Annotated in this window: 16 protein-coding genes; 3 read left to right on the forward strand and 13 right to left on the reverse strand. The window is 67.4% G+C overall.

All coding sequences use genetic code 11. From position 1 onward, the window contains the following. Nucleotides 1-103: 103 nt before the first annotated feature. Complete coding sequence (locus IEW01_RS10750; protein ID WP_188527633.1) at nucleotides 104-1,009, forward strand: LysR family transcriptional regulator; 906 nt, start codon at nucleotides 104-106, stop codon at nucleotides 1,007-1,009. A gap of 87 nt (nucleotides 1,010-1,096) precedes the next feature. On the opposite strand, the gene IEW01_RS10755 is transcribed toward IEW01_RS10750, so the two are convergent. From IEW01_RS10755 to IEW01_RS10785, 7 genes are all read right to left on the reverse strand, one after another. Then, a complete protein-coding gene (locus IEW01_RS10755) occupies nucleotides 1,097-2,623 on the reverse strand; it encodes a bifunctional aminoglycoside phosphotransferase/ATP-binding protein (RefSeq protein ID WP_188527634.1) in 1,527 nt (508 codons plus the stop codon). A gap of 16 nt (nucleotides 2,624-2,639) precedes the next feature. Next, the gene (locus IEW01_RS10760; RefSeq protein ID WP_188527635.1) at nucleotides 2,640-3,587 is read right to left on the reverse strand and encodes an OmpA family protein; all 948 of its coding nucleotides are present in this window, start codon (nucleotides 3,585-3,587) and stop codon (nucleotides 2,640-2,642) included. A 165-nt stretch (nucleotides 3,588-3,752) separates the two neighbouring features. Beyond that, complete coding sequence (locus IEW01_RS10765) at nucleotides 3,753-4,496, reverse strand: GNAT family N-acetyltransferase (protein WP_188527636.1); 744 nt, start codon at nucleotides 4,494-4,496, stop codon at nucleotides 3,753-3,755. Continuing rightward, nucleotides 4,493-5,224, reverse strand: coding sequence for a competence/damage-inducible protein A (locus tag IEW01_RS10770; protein ID WP_188527637.1), 732 nt, complete (start codon nucleotides 5,222-5,224; stop codon nucleotides 4,493-4,495). The genes IEW01_RS10765 and IEW01_RS10770 overlap by 4 nt, the downstream gene beginning before the upstream one ends. Before the next feature lie 80 nt (nucleotides 5,225-5,304). After that, entirely contained in the window at nucleotides 5,305-6,618 is a 1,314-nt protein-coding gene (locus IEW01_RS10775; RefSeq protein ID WP_188527638.1) for an HlyD family type I secretion periplasmic adaptor subunit, read from the reverse strand. Beyond that, nucleotides 6,618-8,366 carry a type I secretion system permease/ATPase gene (locus IEW01_RS10780; RefSeq protein ID WP_188527639.1) on the reverse strand — a complete coding sequence of 583 codons (1,749 nt, stop codon included), beginning with the start codon at nucleotides 8,364-8,366 and terminating at the stop codon, nucleotides 6,618-6,620. The genes IEW01_RS10775 and IEW01_RS10780 overlap by 1 nt, the downstream gene beginning before the upstream one ends. An 80-nt stretch (nucleotides 8,367-8,446) precedes the next feature. Further along, entirely contained in the window at nucleotides 8,447-10,615 is a 2,169-nt protein-coding gene (locus IEW01_RS10785) for a transglycosylase domain-containing protein (protein ID WP_188527640.1), read from the reverse strand. Between the two features lie 269 nt (nucleotides 10,616-10,884). Between IEW01_RS10785 and IEW01_RS10790 the strand changes: the two genes are divergently transcribed. Together IEW01_RS10790 and IEW01_RS10795 are read left to right on the forward strand one after the other, a co-directional pair. Then, nucleotides 10,885-11,223 (forward strand): P-II family nitrogen regulator, encoded by a 339-nt coding sequence (locus tag IEW01_RS10790; RefSeq protein WP_085528127.1) that lies wholly within the window; start codon nucleotides 10,885-10,887, stop codon nucleotides 11,221-11,223. Nucleotides 11,224-11,257: 34 nt separating this feature from the next. After that, nucleotides 11,258-12,592, forward strand: a complete 1,335-nt coding sequence (locus tag IEW01_RS10795; RefSeq protein WP_188527641.1) for an ammonium transporter — start codon at nucleotides 11,258-11,260, stop codon at nucleotides 12,590-12,592. 200 nt (nucleotides 12,593-12,792) lie between these two features. Here the strand turns inward: IEW01_RS10795 and IEW01_RS10800 are convergent, their stop codons facing one another. The 6 genes from IEW01_RS10800 to mbfA form a co-directional block, all read right to left on the reverse strand. Further along, nucleotides 12,793-13,977: an amino acid aminotransferase gene (locus IEW01_RS10800; protein WP_188527642.1), complete on the reverse strand. Its 1,185-nt coding sequence runs from the start codon at nucleotides 13,975-13,977 to the stop codon at nucleotides 12,793-12,795. A gap of 22 nt (nucleotides 13,978-13,999) precedes the next feature. Beyond that, entirely contained in the window at nucleotides 14,000-14,854 is an 855-nt protein-coding gene (sseA, locus tag IEW01_RS10805) for a 3-mercaptopyruvate sulfurtransferase (protein WP_188527643.1), read from the reverse strand. 63 nt (nucleotides 14,855-14,917) lie between these two features. Further along, nucleotides 14,918-16,138 (reverse strand): MFS transporter, encoded by a 1,221-nt coding sequence (locus tag IEW01_RS10810; RefSeq protein ID WP_188527644.1) that lies wholly within the window; start codon nucleotides 16,136-16,138, stop codon nucleotides 14,918-14,920. Between the two features lie 90 nt (nucleotides 16,139-16,228). Continuing rightward, entirely contained in the window at nucleotides 16,229-16,684 is a 456-nt protein-coding gene (locus IEW01_RS10815) for a YaiI/YqxD family protein (RefSeq protein WP_188527645.1), read from the reverse strand. Further along, nucleotides 16,681-17,607 carry an AEC family transporter gene (locus tag IEW01_RS10820; RefSeq protein WP_188527646.1) on the reverse strand — a complete coding sequence of 309 codons (927 nt, stop codon included), beginning with the start codon at nucleotides 17,605-17,607 and terminating at the stop codon, nucleotides 16,681-16,683. The genes IEW01_RS10815 and IEW01_RS10820 overlap by 4 nt, the downstream gene beginning before the upstream one ends. Nucleotides 17,608-17,677: 70 nt before the next feature. Then, on the reverse strand, nucleotides 17,678-18,658 hold the full coding sequence (gene mbfA, locus IEW01_RS10825; RefSeq protein ID WP_188527647.1) for an iron exporter MbfA: 981 nt from the start codon (nucleotides 18,656-18,658) through the stop codon (nucleotides 17,678-17,680). Nucleotide 18,659: the final 1 nt, after the last annotated feature.

The following is an 18,659-nucleotide window of genomic DNA, read 5'->3' on the forward strand; positions in this document are numbered from 1 at the left end:
ATTCGGTGAATTACCGCGCAATCGTCGCCTTCGCTCCACAGTCTTGCCCGAATTGCCCCCGATACAATTCCTTGTTGGGGCGATGACTGTAGAAAGATTTACGATGGACCGACTGACTGAGATGGAAGCATTTGCCACGGTGGTTGATCAGGGCGGTTTCACCGACGCGGCCAAGAAAATGGGGATTTCCAAATCCGCCGTATCAAAACACGTCTCGTCCCTGGAAGCTCGTCTCGGGGCGCGTCTTCTCAACCGGACCACGCGCCGGGTGAGCCCGACGGAGATCGGCCTCGCCTATTACGACCGCGCCCGCCGCGTGCTGAACGACGCCGGCGAGGCCGACGCGCTGGTCACCTCGATGCAATCGGCGCCCTCCGGTCTTCTGCGGATCTCGGTCGCCACCGATTTCGGCGTTAACCATCTCTCTCCGGTGCTGGGCGAGTTCCTGCAGGAGTTCCCCGATATCACGGTGAACATGGTGCTCAACAACCGCTACGTCGAACTGATTTCGGAAGGGTTCGACATGGCGATCCGCGTGGGCGAACTGGAAGACAGCTCGCTGCGTGCCCGAAAGATCGCCGAGACCACGCGGCGGATGGTTGGCAGCCCGGGATATTTCCAGAAATTCGGCCGCCCGATGCGGATCGACGATCTGAACGAGCACAAGCTCCTGCATTATTCCAGCCAGGCCTCGGGCAACGTCTGGAAGATCCCCGCCCCCTCTGGTGAAGTCCGGCAGGTGCGCACGGCGGGGTGGCTTTCGGTCAACGATGGTCAATCGCTGCTCAACGCCGCGATCGCGGGGCTTGGCATCGCCTATCTGCCCAGTTTCCTCTACGCCGATGCCATGGAGAACGGCCTCGTCGAAGACGCGATCCCCGATCTGCCGATCGACCAGCAGGGCATCTACGCGGTTTACCCGCCGGGACGCTTCACCCAGCCTAAGGTGCGCGCCTTCATCGACTTCCTCGTGAACGCCTTCGCCGAGAAGGGCCCCGACAGATGGTGAGCCCCCGGGGCGCCAGAGGTTTCCCAGCCTGATCTACAACGGGCAAAACTGAAGCGCCGGGCGATGGCAGTCGCACCGGCGCTTTTTTCAGTCGAGGCCAAGCGCCTTGGCGGCTCGGGCCGTGACCTCTTCGGGCGTGCCGCCCGCGTCGATCCCGGCCCAGTCGCCTGCATCGAACCCGCGGGCGAGCTGGCGGCGCAGCACGGCCAGGTCGGCATCGGACGCATCGTTGCGCCGCGCGGCGACCCGGGCTTCCAGCGTGGCCGCCTCGGCGTCGAGCCAGAGCCCGTCAAACCGCACGCTGCGTGCCCTTGCAAGCCGCTCGGCGGCCACGCGCTGCTCCGGGTCGAGGAAGGTGGCGTCGAGGATGGCCGCATGCCCGGCCGCAAGCGCAGTCCCGGCCTTTTCGATCATCCGCTGGTAGACCTCGCGGTTCACCTCGGCGCTGTAGGCTTCGGGCGGGAGCGGCTCCAGCGGGTCGACCCCGAACATCGCCTTGCGCTCGAGATCGCTGCGCAGGTGCAGCGCGCCGGGGGCAGGGCCGAGGCGGAAGGCCAGGTGCGCGGCGATCGTCGTCTTGCCGGTGCCCGAGAGGCCGCCAATCGCCACAAGCCGGGCCGGGGGCGGCGCGAGAAAGGCGATCGCTGCGTCCAGATAGGTGCGCGCCTCGCGGGCGAGCCCGTCGGGGGCGCGGTCGGCCATCGTCTGAACCGCGACCATGGCGCGGATCGCGGCCCGCACCGAGAGGAAGAGGGGCAAGGTGGCGAGGCCGCCAATATCGCCGGAGCGGGCGAGGAACCGGTTGAGCGCCGCGTTGGCCTGCCGTGGCAGGCCGCGGTGCAGCAGGTCCATCACCAGGAAGGCGAAATCGTAGAAAACATCGGTGATGCCGAGGCGCTCGTCGAATTCGAGCGCGTCGAAAAGCACCGGGTGGTCGTCGATCATCACGATGTTCTTGAGGTGCAGATCGCCGTGGCAGCGGCGCACGAACCCGCCTTCGGCCCGAGCCCTGAGCAACGGCGCGGTGGCGTCGAAGACGCTGCGCACGCTGTCGAGGAAGGATGCGAGCCGCGCGGCGCCCAGAACCTCCTCCATATCTGAAAACGCCTCGGCCAGTTCATCGAGGATCTCGCCGATCAGGGCGGCGCCATCGGCCTCGCGGCGTGGCGCGCTGGCGTGAAGCTCGGCCACCGCAACGCCGAGCTTTTCCGCGATCTCGAAAGAAAGGCCGCCGGCCTCGGCGATGCGGTCAAGCTCGTCCTCGCGGGCGAAACGCTGCATCGCCAGCGCGTATTCCACCGCCTCGCCGGTTCCGTCGAAGGCGAGCGCGCCGGTGCTGTCGCGGGTGATCGCCACCACCCGGTCGTAGATCATCGGTGCACCGGGCGCGTTCAGCTCGAGCTCGCGTTCGATGATCCTGCGCCTGGTTTCGAGGGTGCTGAAATCGAGGTAATTGTATTTCACCGCGCGCTTGATCTTGTAGGCGCGGTCGCCGGCCAGAAAGACATGGGCGGAATGGGTGGTGATCACCTCGACGGCTTCACCGATCCCGTGCGTATCGGGGTCTTCGAGAAAGGCGATCACCGCCGCCTGCGCATCTCTGTCTGCGGTCATGTCGCCCTCGCCATGACTAGTCGGTGGAAATGAGGATCGCCTCTACCCGCCGGTTGATGGTGCGCCCGTCGTCGGTCTGGTTCGAGGCGATCGGCGCGAGATAGCCCACGCCCTCGGCCTCCAGCTGGCCGGCATCGACGCCGAATTCATCGACAAGGCGCGTCATGACAGAGGTGGCGCGCCGCTTCGACAGCGAGAGATTGCCCGCAAGCGAGCCCTCCGCATCGGTATGGCCAACGAGCGCCACGCGTTTGCGCGGATTGGCCTTCAGGTAGTCCGCGAGATCTTCCAGCGAGCTGAACTGTCCCGGCCCGAGTTCCGCCGAGCCGGTATCGAAGACGAGATCGGCGAGCACGAACCGGCCGATCCCTTCCATCGCCGGGCCGATCTCGGTAAGGGCCTGGGCCGGCAGCGCGGCACCGGGCTCCGCCTTCGTCGTCGCCATGGGTTCGGCGGGGCGGGCCGCGAGCGCGCCGACCTGCACGATCTGGACGAAACCGGCCGACGGCGAGCGGCTGACGAGCAGGCTCACGTGATCGGGCGCGTCGCCGGGCCGGGTTGCCGCGAGAAAGTGAAAATCGCCGAGATCGACGTGCATTTCCGGCGCGCCGATCACCTCGATACCGTAGCGGAAATCAAACCCGCCGCAGGATTGGGTGCTGCATTCAAATCGGATGTCGTAGCCGTCAGCAATGATCTGGCGCCGCAATTCGAGCAGCAATTCGTAGCTGGTGAGCGCGGTGCCGCCGATCCGCCAGGCCTGGCGCGTGATCGCACCGGAGATGTCTTGCGTTTCAACCCCGCCATCCTCGCGCCAGGGCCCGATCGGCAGCGCGTAGCGGCCGGCGGCTTCGACCGTTTCGGCGCGCAGCGTGGCACCGGCGGGCAAGGACAATTCCGCCGCGCCAGCCCCGAGCGGCAATGCCACGATCAAAGCGGCGAAAAGATGGGCGGTTCGGATCATGTGGCCTGTGCGTGCGGGCGGCGTCTGTTCTCGGCTTGGCGGCGGAGCCGCGCGGTCCACGATGGAAAAGGGCTAGTTACGGACCGCATTAACCCAAATACCGCATTGGTGAAAGCCCACATCGCGCCGCGCCCCCGCTCGCCACGCGCCCGGGGATGGCATGCATCAGACGGCGTGCGGGTGGATCCGGTAATGGTAGTTGCCCACACGGGTCATCCCCAGCGAGGCATAGAGCGGATTGGCGGCGTGGTTGCCTTGCGTGACGATCAGGCCGAGAATCTCGGCGCCGTGGCCCTCGGCCCATTTTGCCGCCGCCCGGAGCAACAGCCCCCCGGCGCCCTTGCGGCGTTGCGCGGGGAGAACGTGGATCGCATGCACCATGGCGATACCGTCGTGCAATCCGACATAGGCCGCGCCACCCGGATAGTCGCCCATCCGCGCCAGGATGGCCGCTTTCGGGCAGGTTGCCCGCTCCATCACCGCCTGCCGCGCCGCGCCGATGCCGCCGTCCTGCCAGATCTCGCGCACCAGTTCGAGCGGCGGCCACATGGTGTAGGCCGCGGCGCGGGGGATCGGTTCCTTCAGCAGATCGGCGACCGACACCGCCCAGAGGTTCACCGGATCGCGCAGGATGTAACCATGGGCTTCGAGCAGGGCGTCGAGCTTTTCCTCGCCTTCGCGGATCTGGAACAGGGGAGGTTGGCCCAGCGCGCGCATGGCGGCTTCGGCGGCGGGCAGGTCGGCCTCCGTCACCGGCCAGTCTTCGGTGGCGGCCGACACGCGGTTGCCCGCGCCCTGTCCGTCGCGGATCGTCCATGCGCCAAGGTGCTGGCGGCTGGCTGGCGGCCAGGTGACTTCGCAGACTTCGGAGAGTTTGGTGGCATCGGGCAGGTGGAGCGGTCGGTTCATTTTGTGGTCTCCGGGAACAGCGCGGCCAATTCCATCATCGCCTCGCTCACCGCTGCGCCATCGTGCCCGCGCACAACGATGTTCGCGCCGAAAACGCCATCGCGATTGAACGGGTAGGAACCGATCGACAGCATCGGGTAGCGGGCGGCGAGGCCGGCCAGCGGCGTGGCAATGTCGCCTTCGGGGCGTTCCACCCGCAGGGTTTGGGACAGCAGCGGCGCGCCGTGGGTGATGGTGGCCAGGACACTGGTCACCATGGCTTCGAAAATCTTCGGCACCCCGGCGCAGACATGCACGTTGCCGATGGTGAACCCGGGCGCCGCCGAAATCGGGTTGTCGATCAGGGTGGCGCCGTCGGGAATGCGCGCCATCCGCAGACGGGCTTGCGTGAGTTCGGCGCCGCGCGCGTCGAGAAACGCCAGCAGGATCGCCTTGGCGTCGTCGCGGACATCGATCCCCACCTCGAAGGCCTGTGCCACGGCATCGGCGGTGATGTCGTCGTGCGTCGGGCCGATGCCACCGGAGGTGAACACCTGGTCGTAGCTGGCTGACAGCGCGCGAATGGCGCTGACGATGGCGGCGGTGTCGTCCGATACGACGCGAGCTTCCTTGAGGTCGATGCCATGCGCCGTGAGCTGGCCGGCAAGGAAGTGAAGGTTCGAATCGCGCGTTCGGCCGGAAAGGATCTCGTCGCCGATCACAAGCATGGCGGCTGTCGGGTTGGTCATTCGCGCTCTCCTGTCATCAGCCACAGACTAGTGCGGAATGACGGGCGCGGAAACATGCCATTTGCAGCCAGACGCTTCGTTCAGCCCTCGCGCATCGCCTTTCGGAAATAGTCCGCGAGCGGTTTGACGAGGTAGGCCCACGGGCTTCGCGCGCCGGTCTGGATGTAGGCGTCGACGGGGATGCCGGGGATCAGCGCCGTGCCCCTGGGCAGGTTTGCCACTTCATCGTCGCGAACGCCGATCCTGACCAGGTAGAACCTTCGTCCGCTGCGCTCATCGCTGAAGGCGTCGGGCGAAACCGAAAGCACCTCGCCGCGAATCGCGGGCAGGTGTTGCAGGTCGAGCGTGGGAAAGTGTAGCGACACCTCCTGGCCCGGGAAAACCTCGTCAACGTGGACCGGTTCGATGTGGGCGGCGATCACGCGCGGTGCATCCTCGGGAACGATATGGAGGATCGGCTGCGCCGCCCGGATCACGGCGCCCGGACCGAATACCTCCAGCCCATGCACCACGCCGGACAAGGGCGCGCGCAGATCGAGCCGGTCGAGCCGATCGAGGATCTCCCGGCGACGTTCCGCCAACTCGAGTTCATCGCCTTCCTGGGCGGTCAGGCGCGCGATGGCGTCCTCGCGCCGGGTGGCCCGGAGCGTGAGCATCTCGATTTCAAGCTCGCCGATCCTTTCGGCGTTGCGGGCGATTTCGGCGCGGAGTTCTCCCTGCAGCCCGTCGAGCCGCGCGGCCTCGCGCTGCAGGGCGAGGCCGGGGGCCGTCGTCGCGAGGCCTTTTTCCTTCAGGGCCGTCTGGATCTCGATTTCCTCGGCAATGAGCGCGGCCTGGGTTCGGCTGGCGGCAAGCTGGTGCTCAAGGCCGGCGATCTGGCTCGTGATCTGGGTCTTCCGCTTTCCGAGCCGCGCGATGGATGCCGCCTCGGCCTCGCGGCGCTGGGCGAAGAGCCGCAGGTTGCTTTGCAGCATCTCGCTGGATGTTGGCCGGTGCCGCGCTTCGTTCAGAATTCCGTCGCGGTAGGTGAGATCGGTGAGCCCGTCGCGCTCGGCCTCGAGGCGACCGCGCCGCGCGCTCAGTTCGAAGATCCGGTTGTCGATGATGGCAAGCTCGCGGGTGAGCGTGGAGGGATCGAGCCGGGCGATGACTTGCCCAGCCTTCACAAAATCGCCCTCCCGCACGAGGATTTCGCTGACCGCGCCACCCTCGGCGTGCTGGATGACCTGGCGGTTCTGTTCCGTTTGCAGGGTGCCGGTGGCGACGACGGCCCCTGCGATCCGCGCGGTGATCGCCCAGCCGCCGGCCCCGCCGACGAGCAGGAGCGATGCGAGCAGGCCAAGCACGAGGGCGCCGCGCGCCGACCAGGTGCGGGTGCTGTCCTGTTCTGCCATCACGCCACGCCGCCGGCCTGTCCCGCGCGCAGTGTGGGCTGGATTTCATGCAGGTTCTGAACCATGCGCGCGAGCACCTCGTCGCGCGGGCCGAAAGCGCGCATGCGGCCTTCCTCCAGCACCATGAGAAGCTCGCACTCGGTGATCGCGGCGGGCCGGTGCGCCATGATGACGACGGCACCGCCCCGCGCCTTGACGGTGCGGATGGCGCGGTTGAGGGCGATCGTTCCGTCGTTGTCGAGGTTGGCATTGGGCTCATCGAGCACGAGGATGACGGGCTCGCCAAAAAGGGCGCGGGCGAGCGCGATGCGCTGAACCTGGCCACCCGAGAGGCGGTTGGCGCCGGTTTCGATGAGGGTGTCGTAGCCATCCGGCAGGGCGAGGATCAGATCATGCGCCGCCGCCTGCCTTGCCGCCATGACCACGGCATCGGGATCGGGCGAGATCGCGAGCCCGGCGATGTTTTCCGCGATTGTGCCGTCAAACAGCTTCACCTGCTGGGGCAGGTAACCGATATGCCGGCCGAGTGCCTCGGGCGCATACTGGTCGAGCGACGCGCCATCGAGCCTGATCGCGCCGCTCCGAGGCGGCCAGGCGCCGGTGATGGCGCGCGCAAGCGATGATTTTCCCGCCCCCGATGGCCCGATCACGCCAAGTGCGCGGCCGGGTTCAAGCTCGAACGAGATCCGTGCAAGCGCCGGATCGGACCGCCCTGCGGGGGCCACGCTGAGCTGGTGGGCAACGAGGCGCGCCGCCGGTCTGGGCAGGGCCAGCCGGGCCGCGCGCGGTGCCTGTTTGCCGAGAAGCTCGACCAGGGCCCGCCAGCCATGCCGCGCGCGCTGCACCGCGGGCCAGTGGCCGATCGCCGTTTCAACCGGGGCAAGCGCCCGGCCGAGAAGGATGGATGCCGCGATCATCGCGCCCGCGCTGAGCTCTCCCCTCAGGACGAGGAGCGCACCGAGCCCGAGCATGGCCGATTGCAGGAACATCCGGAACGACTTCGAGATCGATCCGAACTGCCCGGCGCGGTCGGACGCCCTTATGGCGTTGTCGAGGGCAGCGTCCTGCGCGCGGCGCCACCTTTCGAACACGGCGCCCGACATGCCGAGGGCGCCCACCATCTCGGCATTTGCGCGCAGGTCTTCGGCGAGGTGATCCGCGCGTGCCGCGGCCCGGTCGGCGGCGAAGGCGAGGCCGGAGGTGAGCCCCTGGTTGAGCGCGGCGAGAGCAATCAGGATCGCCCCGCCAACGAGGGCGAGCGCCCCGAGCCAGGGGTGGAAAATCAGGATGCCGGCGAGGAAAACCGGGGTCCAGGGAATGTCGAAGAACGCGGTGATGACCGGGGCGGCGAACAGGCGTTGCACCGCTTCGAGATCGCGCAGCGTGTTGTTGCCCCGGCAGGCACGGCCCCGCTGGGAGGCCTCGTGGCGGAGCATGGCGGAAAACACCCGCCGGTCGAGCCTGGCGCGAAAACCGGCGCCGACGCGGGCGAGCACCCGGCCCCGCGCATAGTCGAGAACCCCCATCATCAGGAACAGGAAGGCCATCAGCAGAAACAGCGCCACCAGTGTTTCTTCCGAGCGCGAGCCCAGAACGCGATCGTAGACCTGGAGCATGAACAAGGGGCCGGTCAGCATCAGCAGGTTGACGAGGACGGAAAACAGGCCCGCCGCCCAGAGCGCGCCCCGGCGTTCGCGCAGGATGGCGTGCAGTTCGGCTTTTCCCCCTATCGGCTCGGAAAATCTCATGGCGCCCCGGCGGTTCAAACGCGGGCGACGCCGCCCGCGCCTGCAGGGTGCGCCACAATTGCCAAGATTCGGTTATGATCTCAGCCGTCGATGCCGAGGATCGAGCGCAGCACCCCCATCAGGCTGTCGTCGCCCGCGCGGGGCCGCGCGGTTCCACGTGACGTTCCGGGTTGGGGAACGCCGGTTTCCGCCGTGGGGGGCGCTTCGGGGCGGATCATCGGCAGCGGGCGTGGCGGCAGATCGGCATGAACCCGCGCCATCGTCTCGCGCCAGATTTCGGCGGGCAAACCGCCGCCAGTCACGCCGGTGAGCGGGGAGTTGTCATCATAGCCCATCCAGACGCCGGCGACGTAATCGGCGGTGAAGCCGAGAAACCAGGCATCGCGGGCGGCGCTGGTGGTGCCGGTCTTGCCGGCCGCTTCCCGGTCGGAAAGCTTGGCGCGGCGGCCCGAGCCATCCTCGATCGCCCGATGCATCATGTAGGTGAGGGCCTGCGCCGCCTGCGGGGTGATCACCCGTTCGCCGATGCCGCCGGCCTGTTCCATTAATGGTGCGTTGTCGCCGAGCAGGCGCAACTCGACTAGGCCATAGGGCGTGACCGAGGAGCCGCCGTTGAGGATGCCGGCGTAGGCGCCGGACATTTCCAGCAGCGTCGATTCCGAGGCGCCCAGTGCGAGCGCGGGGCCGAGCGCAAGATCGCTTTCGATGCCGAACATCGCGGCCACGGTGCGCACGTTCTCGCGCCCGACGGCCTCGGAGAGCTTGACCGCCGGAATGTTGAGCGAATTTCTCAGCGCATCGGTGAGGGTGACCCAGCCCCTCGTCTTGCGATCGTAATTCGCCGGGCACCACTCGCCGGAGCCGACGATGTTCATGCAGAAGGGCGCGTCTTCGATCAGGCTGTCGTAGCGCCAGCCGAGATCGAGCGCGGCGCCGTAGACGAAGGGTTTGAACGACGAGCCGGTTTGGCGCAGCGCCTGCGTGGCGCGGTTGAACGCGCCCGAGACCCTGGTCTTGCGCCCGCCCACCATCGCGCGCACCGCGCCGTCGGCGCTCATCACCACGATGGCGGCTTGGGCTTGCGATTCAGGGCTGACCTTGGTTTCGAAAACCTGCGCGAGCGCCGCCTCGGCGGCCCGCTGGATCTCCTGGTCGAAGGTGGTGCGGATGATCACATCCTCGGTGGTGTCGCGGGTCAGGAAGGAGGGGCCCGACGCCATCACCCAGTCGGCGAAATAGCCGCCAGCCCGGGCCTCGGCCGCCTCTGACAGTTCGGCCGGGGTCGCGCGCGCCTGCGCCACTTCCTGCGCGGTGAGATACCCCTGCTCTTCCATCAGACGGAGCACGGTGAGCGCGCGGTCCCAGCTGCGCTGGAAGTTGTTGGTCGGGGCGTAGGTGCTGGGCGCGGTGAGCAGACCGGCAAGGATGGCGGCCTCGCCGGCGTCGAGCTGAGCCGATGACTTGCCGAAGTAGCGTTGGCTCGCGGCCTCGAAACCATAGGCGCCCGCACCGAGATAGGCGCGGTTGAGGTAGATCGTGAGGATGTCGTCCTTGGAAAACTTCGCCTCCAGCGCGAGGGCGTAGACGGCCTCCTTGATCTTGCGCCAGAGCGAGGATTCGCGGCAGTCGGCCTCGTATTCGCGTTCGGTCATGCCCGAGGACGGATCGTAGGGTTCGCCAAGGCAGAGGAGCTTGGCGGTTTGCTGGGTGAGGGTCGAGCCACCGTGGCCGGAGAGCGGCCCGCGGCCGGCCGCGAGGTTGATGCGCACCGCCCCGGCGATGCCGCGCGGGCTGACGCCGATATGGCGGTAGAACCGGCGGTCCTCGGTGGCGATGACGGCGTTCTTGAGATGTGGTGAAACGGTGCTGGCGGAGATCAACCCGCCGAACTGGTCGCCGCGCCAGGCAAACACCTCGCCGCGACGGTCGAGCAGCGTGACCGATCCTTGCGCCCTGCCGTCGACGAGTTGTGAAAGCGGCGGCATGGTGGAGGTGAAATAGAAAACACCAAGCCCGATCATCAGGCCGACGACGAGGGCGCCGACCATCGCGAGGCGCAGGCCGAGGCGGAAGATCCAGCGGATGAGCGCAAGCGGCCAAGCGAGGAAGAACGGCAGGTTCCGCTTCGGCCCACGGGGCGCGGGTTTTCTTTTCCGCGGAGTCCCGCGCGGCGGTTTCTTGCCCCGTGAGCCGCCCGAATACCGCTTGTCCGCCACCAACGGTGGGCGCCGGGAACCTTTCTGTGCCATCTTGCTGGTCCGACCTGCTCTGTTTTCCGCGCAGCATAGCGACTCGGCCGAATGAAGACGAGAGCGAAGACACGGCTGCGGTGACCTGCTCATTTTTTCGGCGCACAAATTTTGTGCATTGCCTGCTGCAAGTGCAGAAAATGTGGCACGCCGCCTGTTTTCACCCCCCCGACGCCCGCTCGTTTGCTTGTCGCTCACCACCTGGGCGCGCTTGGCTCTCACCGTGACTTCGCGCGGGGGCACCTCGCATCTGGCAAAAGGGGAAAAACGTGAAACTGATCATTGCAGCGATCAAGCCGTTCAAGCTGGAGGAGGTGCGCGAGGCGCTCACCACCATCGGCGTGCGCGGCATGATGGTGACGGAAATCAAGGGCTTCGGCACTCAGTCGGGCCACACCGAAATCTACCGCGGGGCGGAATACGCCGTGAACTTCGTGCCCAAGGTCAAGCTCGAGATCGTCGTGGCCGACACCCTGGCCGAACAGGTCGTCGAGACCATCGCCAAGACCGCCCAGACCGGCAAGATCGGCGACGGCAAGATCTTCACCCTGGATGTCGACAGCGCGCTTCGCGTGCGGACTGGCGAAACCGACGGCGACGCGCTCTGAGACGGGCCGGACCGAGACAAAGAGGACAACTCCAATGAATATCAAGACATTCCTTCCCTTCGCGGCCGCCGCGGCACTTGTGCCCGCGCTCGGCCTTGCGCAGGAAGCCGAGGAAGCGGCGATGGCCACGGGCGAGGCCGCGGCGCACACCCAGTTCATTCTCAACACGCTGCTGTTCCTTGTCGGCGGCTTCCTCGTGTTCTGGATGGCCGCGGGCTTCTCGATGCTCGAAGCGGGCCTCGTGCGGTCCAAGAACGTCACGATGCAGCTCACCAAGAACGTCGGCCTCTTCTCCATTGCCGCGATCATGTACTGGCTGATCGGCTTCAACCTGATGTATCCCGGCGAGTGGCTGATCGAAGGCTGGCTCGGGCCGTTCTTCTCGCCGACCGTGCTCGAGGCCGTGGGTGTTGGCGCCGATGGCGTCGATGTGACCTATGCCTCGGCCGGGTCGGACTTCTTCTTCCAGCTGATGTTCGCGGCCACCACCGCCTCGATCGTCTCGGGCACGCTCGCCGAGCGCGTCAAGCTGTGGCCCTTCCTGTTCTTCGTGGTCGTGCTGACCGGCTTGATCTACCCGATCGAAGCCTCCTGGCAGTGGGGTGGCGGCTGGCTGTCTGAAGCCGGGTTCTCCGACTTCGCCGGTTCCACGCTGGTGCACGCCGCGGGTGGTTTCGCCGCCCTGGCCGGTGCCATCGTGCTCGGCGCGCGGAAAGGCAAGTATGGCAAGGACGGCAAGGTCAACGCCATGCCCGGTTCGAACCTGGCCCTCGCCACGCTCGGCACCTTCATCCTGTGGCTCGGCTGGTTCGGCTTCAACGGCGGCTCGCAGTTGGCCATGGGCACGATCGGTGATGTCGCCGACGTGAGCCGGATCTTCGCCAACACCAACATGGCCGCCGCTTCCGGTGCCGTTGCCGCGCTGATCCTGACCCAGGTGATCTACAAGAAGGTCGATCTCACGATGGTGCTCAACGGTGCGCTCGCCGGCCTGGTTTCGATCACCGCCGAACCGCTCGCACCTTCGCTGTTCGCGTCGCTCCTGACCGGTGCTGTCGGTGGCGTGATCGTGGTCTTCGCCGTGCCGCTGCTCGACAAGCTCAAGATCGACGATGTGGTCGGCGCCATCCCGGTGCACCTGGTCGCCGGTATCTGGGGCACCCTCGCCGTTGCTTTCTACACCGGCAACTGGGGTGCGCAGATCATGGGTATCGTGGCCATCGGCGCCTTCGTCTTCGTGGTCAGCCTGATCGTCTTCTACCTGATCAAGATGATCATGGGCCTGCGGGTGTCGGAGGAGGCCGAGGCGATGGGCCTCGACAAGGCCGAGCTCGGCATGGAGGCCTACCCCGAGTTTACCAACGGCTGAGTTTCCTTCCTGAGCCGTATCAACTGGCCCGGGCGTTCGCGCCCGGGTTTTTTTGTTGCCCAAAGGTGCGGCTGCGCCGCGCAGGTTTTTTCGGATGAGGGGCTCTGCCCCTCAAACGCCCCGAGGTATTTCGCGACCCAAGAAAAAAGGCGCCGGGTTTGGAAGCCCGGCGCCTTGGTGTCGTGTGGTTGTCCGCTGGCTCAGACGCCCGCGTCGACGATGGCGTCGGCGAGGAGGTCGATGGTGTTCTCGTTGAGCCCGGCGATATTCATCCGGCTGTCGCCGACCATGTAGATCGCGTGCTTGTCGCGCATGTAGGCCACCTGCTCGGGGGTGGCGCCGAGGCGCGAGAACATGCCACGGTGCTCGGCGATGAAGCCGAAACGATCCGAGCCGGTGCGCGCGCGCAGCGCGTCGGCGAGCCTGGTGCGCAGGCCGAGCATGCCGGTGCGCACCTCTTCAAGCTCCGCCGCCCAGTCGGCGCGCAGCTCGGGATCGTCGAGGATCATCTGCACCAGCCGTGCGCCGTGGTCGGGCGGGAAGGAGAAGTTCTGCCGGTTGAGGTGGGCGAGGGTCGCCTGGGTGAGGGCTTTCGATTTCGCGTTGGGCGCGACGGCCATCAACAGGCCGGTGCGCTCGCGGTAGAGGCCGAAGTTCTTCGAGCAGCTCGCCGCGATGAGTGTTTCGGGCAGGCGCGCCGCGACCAGGCGGGTGCCGGCGGCATCCGCCTCCAGCCCGTCGCCGAAGCCCTGGTAGGCGATGTCGATCAGCGGCACCGCGGCCTTCGTCTCGAGCAGGGTGGCGACCTCGTCCCATTGCGGCAGGGTGAGGTTGGCGCCGGTGGGGTTGTGGCAGGCGCCGTGCAGCAAGACCACGTCGCCCGCCTTCACCTTCTGGAGATCTTCCATCATCCCGGCGAAATCCACCGCCCGCGTTTCGTTGTCGAAATAGCGATACTCGGTCATCTTCATGCCGAGATGCCTGATGATCGAGGGGTGGTTGGGCCAGGTCGGGGCCGAGAGCCAGACGGTGGCTTCGGGCGTGGCCATCTGGATCAGTTCCAGCGCCTGGTGGATCGCGCCGGTGCCGCCGGGTTGGGCGGCGAGGGCGAGCAGGTCTTCCTCGACCGCGTCGCCGAGCACGAGGCCGGACAGCGCGCGGCCGAAGGCCGGATCGCCCGCGAGCGCGGTGTAGGTCTTGGTGGTCTCCGCCTCCCAGAGCTGTTTCTCGGCCTTTTTCACTGCCCGCATCACGGGGGTGTTGCCGGAGGCGTCCTTGTAGACGCCCACGCCCAGATCGACCTTGTTATCGCGCGGATCGGCACGATACTCCGCCATGAGCGCGATGATCTTGTCGGCGGGCAGGTCCTTGAGGTGTTCGAACATCGGTAGTCTCCGGTTGAGGGGATCAGGCCCCGGTGGCGATCTTGAGATCGTTATACATGCCCCATTCGGCCCATGCGCCATCGTAGACGGCGTGACGCGCGTGGCCGATGCGGGTGAGCGCGAGGTCGAGGATGCAGGCGTTGACCCCGGAGCCGCAGCTCGAGATCACCGGCTTGTCGAGGTCGACGCCGGCCGCCTCGAAGACCGCCTTGAGTTCGGCGGGGGATTTCATCGTCTGATCGTCGTTCAGCAGGCTGTTCCACGGCACGTTCTTCGAGCCGGGGATATGGCCCATGCGCAGGCCCGGCCGCGGCTCGGGGGCTTCGCCGCGAAAGCGGTCGGCGGCGCGGGCGTCGACGATCTGCCAATCTCCGAGCTTCGAGGCGGCGGCGACCTGCGTGACGTCCTTCACCATGTCGTTCTGGCGGGTTACCGTCATGTGACGGTCGCGGATCTGGGGGCGGGCGTCGGTCACCGGGTGGCCCTCGGCGCGCCACTTCGGCAGGCCGCCATCGAGCACGGCGACATCGGTTTTTCCCATCAGGTGGAACAGCCACCAGACGCGCGGCGCCGAGAAGATGCCGGCGCTGTCATAGACCACCACCTGGTGGCCATCGCCCACGCCTATCGCGCGCATCCGGCTCATGAATTTTTCCACCGGCGGCACCATGTGCGGCAGCGTCGAGCGCAGATCGGCGATCTCGTCGATGTCGAAGAACCGCGCGCCGGGGATGTGTGCGCCGGCGTATTCCGCCTTCGGATCCCGGTCGGCGTTGGGCAGATACCAGGAGGCGTCGAGCAGGCGCAGGTCGGGGTCTTCGAGATGTTGGGCGAGCCAATCGGTCGAGACCAGTGATTTCGGGTCGCTCTCAGGCATGATGGTTCCCCCTCGCGTTTCCAACGCCTTGCCTACAAAGGGTAACGGAGCGAGGCAAGGGAATTAGGCGCGGTCGGCGCATGCGGCGAGGGCGGCCCCGGCGAGCGCCACGGTGCCTCCGGCGACGAAAGCATAGCCCAGGGTGGTCGCTTCGGCGATGGCGGCGCCGATGAAGGGGGCGCTGAGAATGGCGAGGGTGTTCACCGCTTCGCTGAGAGCCGCCATGCGGGCCATGTGGCTCGGTGGCGTTTCGTTCTGGATCACGGTTCGGATCGGCACCAGCGTGGCGGCGGAGGTGAAGCCGACCAGCGTGGAGCCGGTGAGGAACAGCGCGAAGGAAAGCCCGAGTCCGAGCGCGGCGGTGAGGCCCACGGCGATGACCAACAGCCCGGCCGCGGCCATGGCGAGGGCGACCTGCCGGAACGGCCGGGTGCCGCCGGCGCGCCCCGAGAACAGCGCGCCGATCACGCCGCCGGCCCCGACGGCGGAAAGGATGAGGCCAAGCTGCACCTCGCTGAAGCCGAAATCGCGGGTGAGCGGGGCGAAGAAACTGTCGTAGAGGAACACGGCGAAGAAGCCGATCGCCATCAATCCGAGGGCGTTGACCAGCCGGGGGCGGCCGATGGCCATGCGCCAGCCCTCCACCAGCTGGGCGACCATCCCGCCCGTCGTAGCTTCGGTATCGTCCCGCGGGATCGGGGCGAGCCGCAGCAGGAGCAGCGCCGCCAGCAGCGAAACCCCGGCGTTGAGCAGGAACACCTCGCCCGGGGCAAGCACGACCAGCAGCACGCCCCCGAGCGCCGGGGCGACGATCTTCGTCGCCTGGTTCAGCCCGAGGCTGAGCCCGTTCATCGCGGCGCGGTCGCGGGGGGTGGTGAGGGCCTGGATCGCCGCCTGCCGGGCCGGGGTGAAGAAGGAATCGAATGCGCCGCGCAGGAAGACGAGCGCGAGCAGGAGCGGCCAATCCTGCGCCAGTGCGAACATCGCGGTGGCCCCGGCCTTGGCGAGATTTGCGCCAACCATCACGCCGCGCAGCGGGAGGCGGTCGGCGATCACGCCTGCGAGCGGGCCGACGAGCATGTAGGGCAGGCCCATGGCCACTGCGAGCAGGGCGAAGACGAAGGGCTCGACCTCCCAGGCATAGGCAAGCAGCGCGGCAAGGGCGGTGAAATCCAGCCAATCGGCAAGGTCGGCCGGCGTCTGCGCAATGAGCAGGCGCCGGAGTGGGGCGTTGTTGCGGATCGCGGCGAAGCCCTGGGGCGTATCTTGCTCGGCGGCGGACATTCGCCGAAGGTAGCCAGTGGGGGCGGGGCGAGCAAGGCGCGGCGGCCCGGGCTTTCACATCGCGGCGGTGCCGGTCTGCCGAAAGGAGTTTCAGTCCTTGCTGCCCGCGGCCGCCGCCCGCAGCAGCCGTTCGAGCGTGTCGCGAAAACGGGCGCGGTCGGTGCGCGAGAAGGCGCGGCCGCCGCCTTGGCGAAACGGATCGGCGGCGCGCAGGTCGGTCATCAGGTCGCGGGTGGCGAGCACCGAGCCGATATTTGCGGCGGTGAAGGCCTCGCCGTTGGGCTTGAGCGCCCGCGCCCCGACTTCGATGGCGCGGGCGGCAAGCGGGATGTCGGCGGTCACCACCACGTCGCCTGGCCCGGCCCGCTCGGCGATCCAGATATCGGCGGCGTCGGGGTCGGCGGGCACGTAGACCATCTCGACAAAAGGGTTGGGCGAGGGGCGCAAGCCCCCGTTCGAGACAAACAGCGCGCGCACCCGGTGCCGGGTGGCGATCTCTTCCACCTCGCTCTTGACCGGGCAGGCATCGGCGTCGACGTAGATCATGCCGTCACCCAGGCGATCACCATCGACACCGTCAGCACCGAAATGGCGGTCGAGATCAGGATCGAGGCCGAAACCCGGTGCGGCGCAACGCCGTAGTGCTGGGCGAGGATGTAGACGTTGCCCGCCACCGGGAGCGCGGCGGTGGCGATCATCACCCCGGCGGCGAAGCGATCCACCGGCAGCACGAACAGCGCCATCACCGCCACGGCGGCCGGGTGCAGCACCAGCTTGGCGAAGGAAAGCCAGGCCGCGACGCGGACGCGTTCGGCCGACTTTGTGGCGAGCGAGGCGCCGATGGCGAACAGCGCTCCCGGGGTGGCGGCGGCTCCGAGAATGTCGAGCGTGGCCGACACCGGGCCGGGCAGCGGCCAGCCGGTGGCCGACCATGCAAGGCCCACCACGATCGAAACGATCATCGGGTTGCGCAGGAGGCCGAGGCCGACCGATCCCAGCACCGCCGGGCTCACCCGGCCGTCACGCCGCGCGGTGATCAGGATCACGATCAGGCTGCCGAACACGATCAGGTCGACGATCAGCACCATCATCACCGGCCCGATCGCCGCTTCGCCGAGCAGCATCACCAGCATCGGGATGCCGAGGAAGCCGACATTGCCGATCACCGCGCATTGCGCCTCCACGGCGGCCTCCTCCAACCCGCGCGCGCGCATCAACGCGACGGCGGTGGCCAGCAGGTAGACGGCCAGCGAACCGACGAGGTAGGCGAGAAGAAAATCGCGGTCGATCAAGGCCGCGAGGTCGAGACTGGACGAGAACTTCAGCAGCATCGCCGAGAGCGCGAAGTAGAACACGAATTTCGTGAGGGCCGCCGTGGCCTCGGCGCTGAAAAAGCCGCGCCGCCCGGCGCCGTAACCGATGCCGATGAGGGCGAAGAAGGGAAGGGTCTGGATCAGGACGGCGAGCATGCGGAGCGACTAGCATGGCGCTGCGTCAAGCGCCATGCCGCACGCGCGTTTCGGGCGCGATCGAATGGCTCTAACCGGAGCCGATCAGAGCGCCCGCGGCAAACACCAGCGCGCCGCCGAGAACCACCTGGAACGTGGCGCGGCCAAAGGGTGTTTGCATGTAGCGGTTCTGGATCCAGACGATGGCCCAGAGCTCGACGAAAACGACGATGATCGCCAGCGTCGTGGCGGTCCAGAAATCGGTGATCAGGTAGGGCAGGGCGTGGCCGAGGCCGCCCAGCGTGGTCATCATACCGGACGCGAAGCCGCGCTTGACCGGGCTGCCACGCCCCGAAAGCTCGCCGTCGTCCGACGCGGCCTCGGTGAAGCCCATCGAGATCCCCGCGCCGATCGAGGCGGCGAGGCCCACCAGCAGGGTTGTGCGGGTATCCTGCGTGGCGAAGGCGGTGGCGAAGATCGGCGCAAGCGTCGAAACCGAGCCGTCCATCAGGCCCGCGAGGCCGGGCTGCACCCACGTCAGGATGAACTGGCGGTGCGCGCTGCGATCTTCCTCGCTGCGTTCGTCGCCGCCGAGGTACTCCGCCTCGAGATCGCCGGCGAGCACGTTGTGCCCGGCTTCGGCGGCGGCAAGGTCGCCAAGCAGCTTGCGGGTTTCGGCGTCCGACGAGCGGTCGGCCGCCTTGCGGTAGAATTGCTCGGCCTGGCGCTCCATTTCGCGCGCCTCGGCCCGCATCCGCTCAAGCCCGAGGTTCTCGATCAGCCAGACCGGGTTGCGGGCATAGAAGCCCGAAACGTGCTCGCGCCGAATGAGCGGGATCACGTCCCCGAAGCGGTGCTTGTGGGCCTCGATCAGGCGGCGGCGGTGCTCGTCTTCTTCCACCGCCATTTCCTCGAATACCTTGGCCGAGGCCGGGTATTCCTCGCGCAGGCGCTCGGCGTATTGCCGGTAGATGCGCGCATCGTCTTCCTCGTTGGATATCGCGAGCGCGAGAACTTCCTGTTCGGACAGGTCGGAAAAACGGCGCCGACCACTGGTGATTCCGGGGATCATC

It is taken from the genome of Sinisalibacter lacisalsi, from assembly GCF_014640115.1.
Lineage (GTDB): Bacteria > Pseudomonadota > Alphaproteobacteria > Rhodobacterales > Rhodobacteraceae > Sinisalibacter > Sinisalibacter lacisalsi.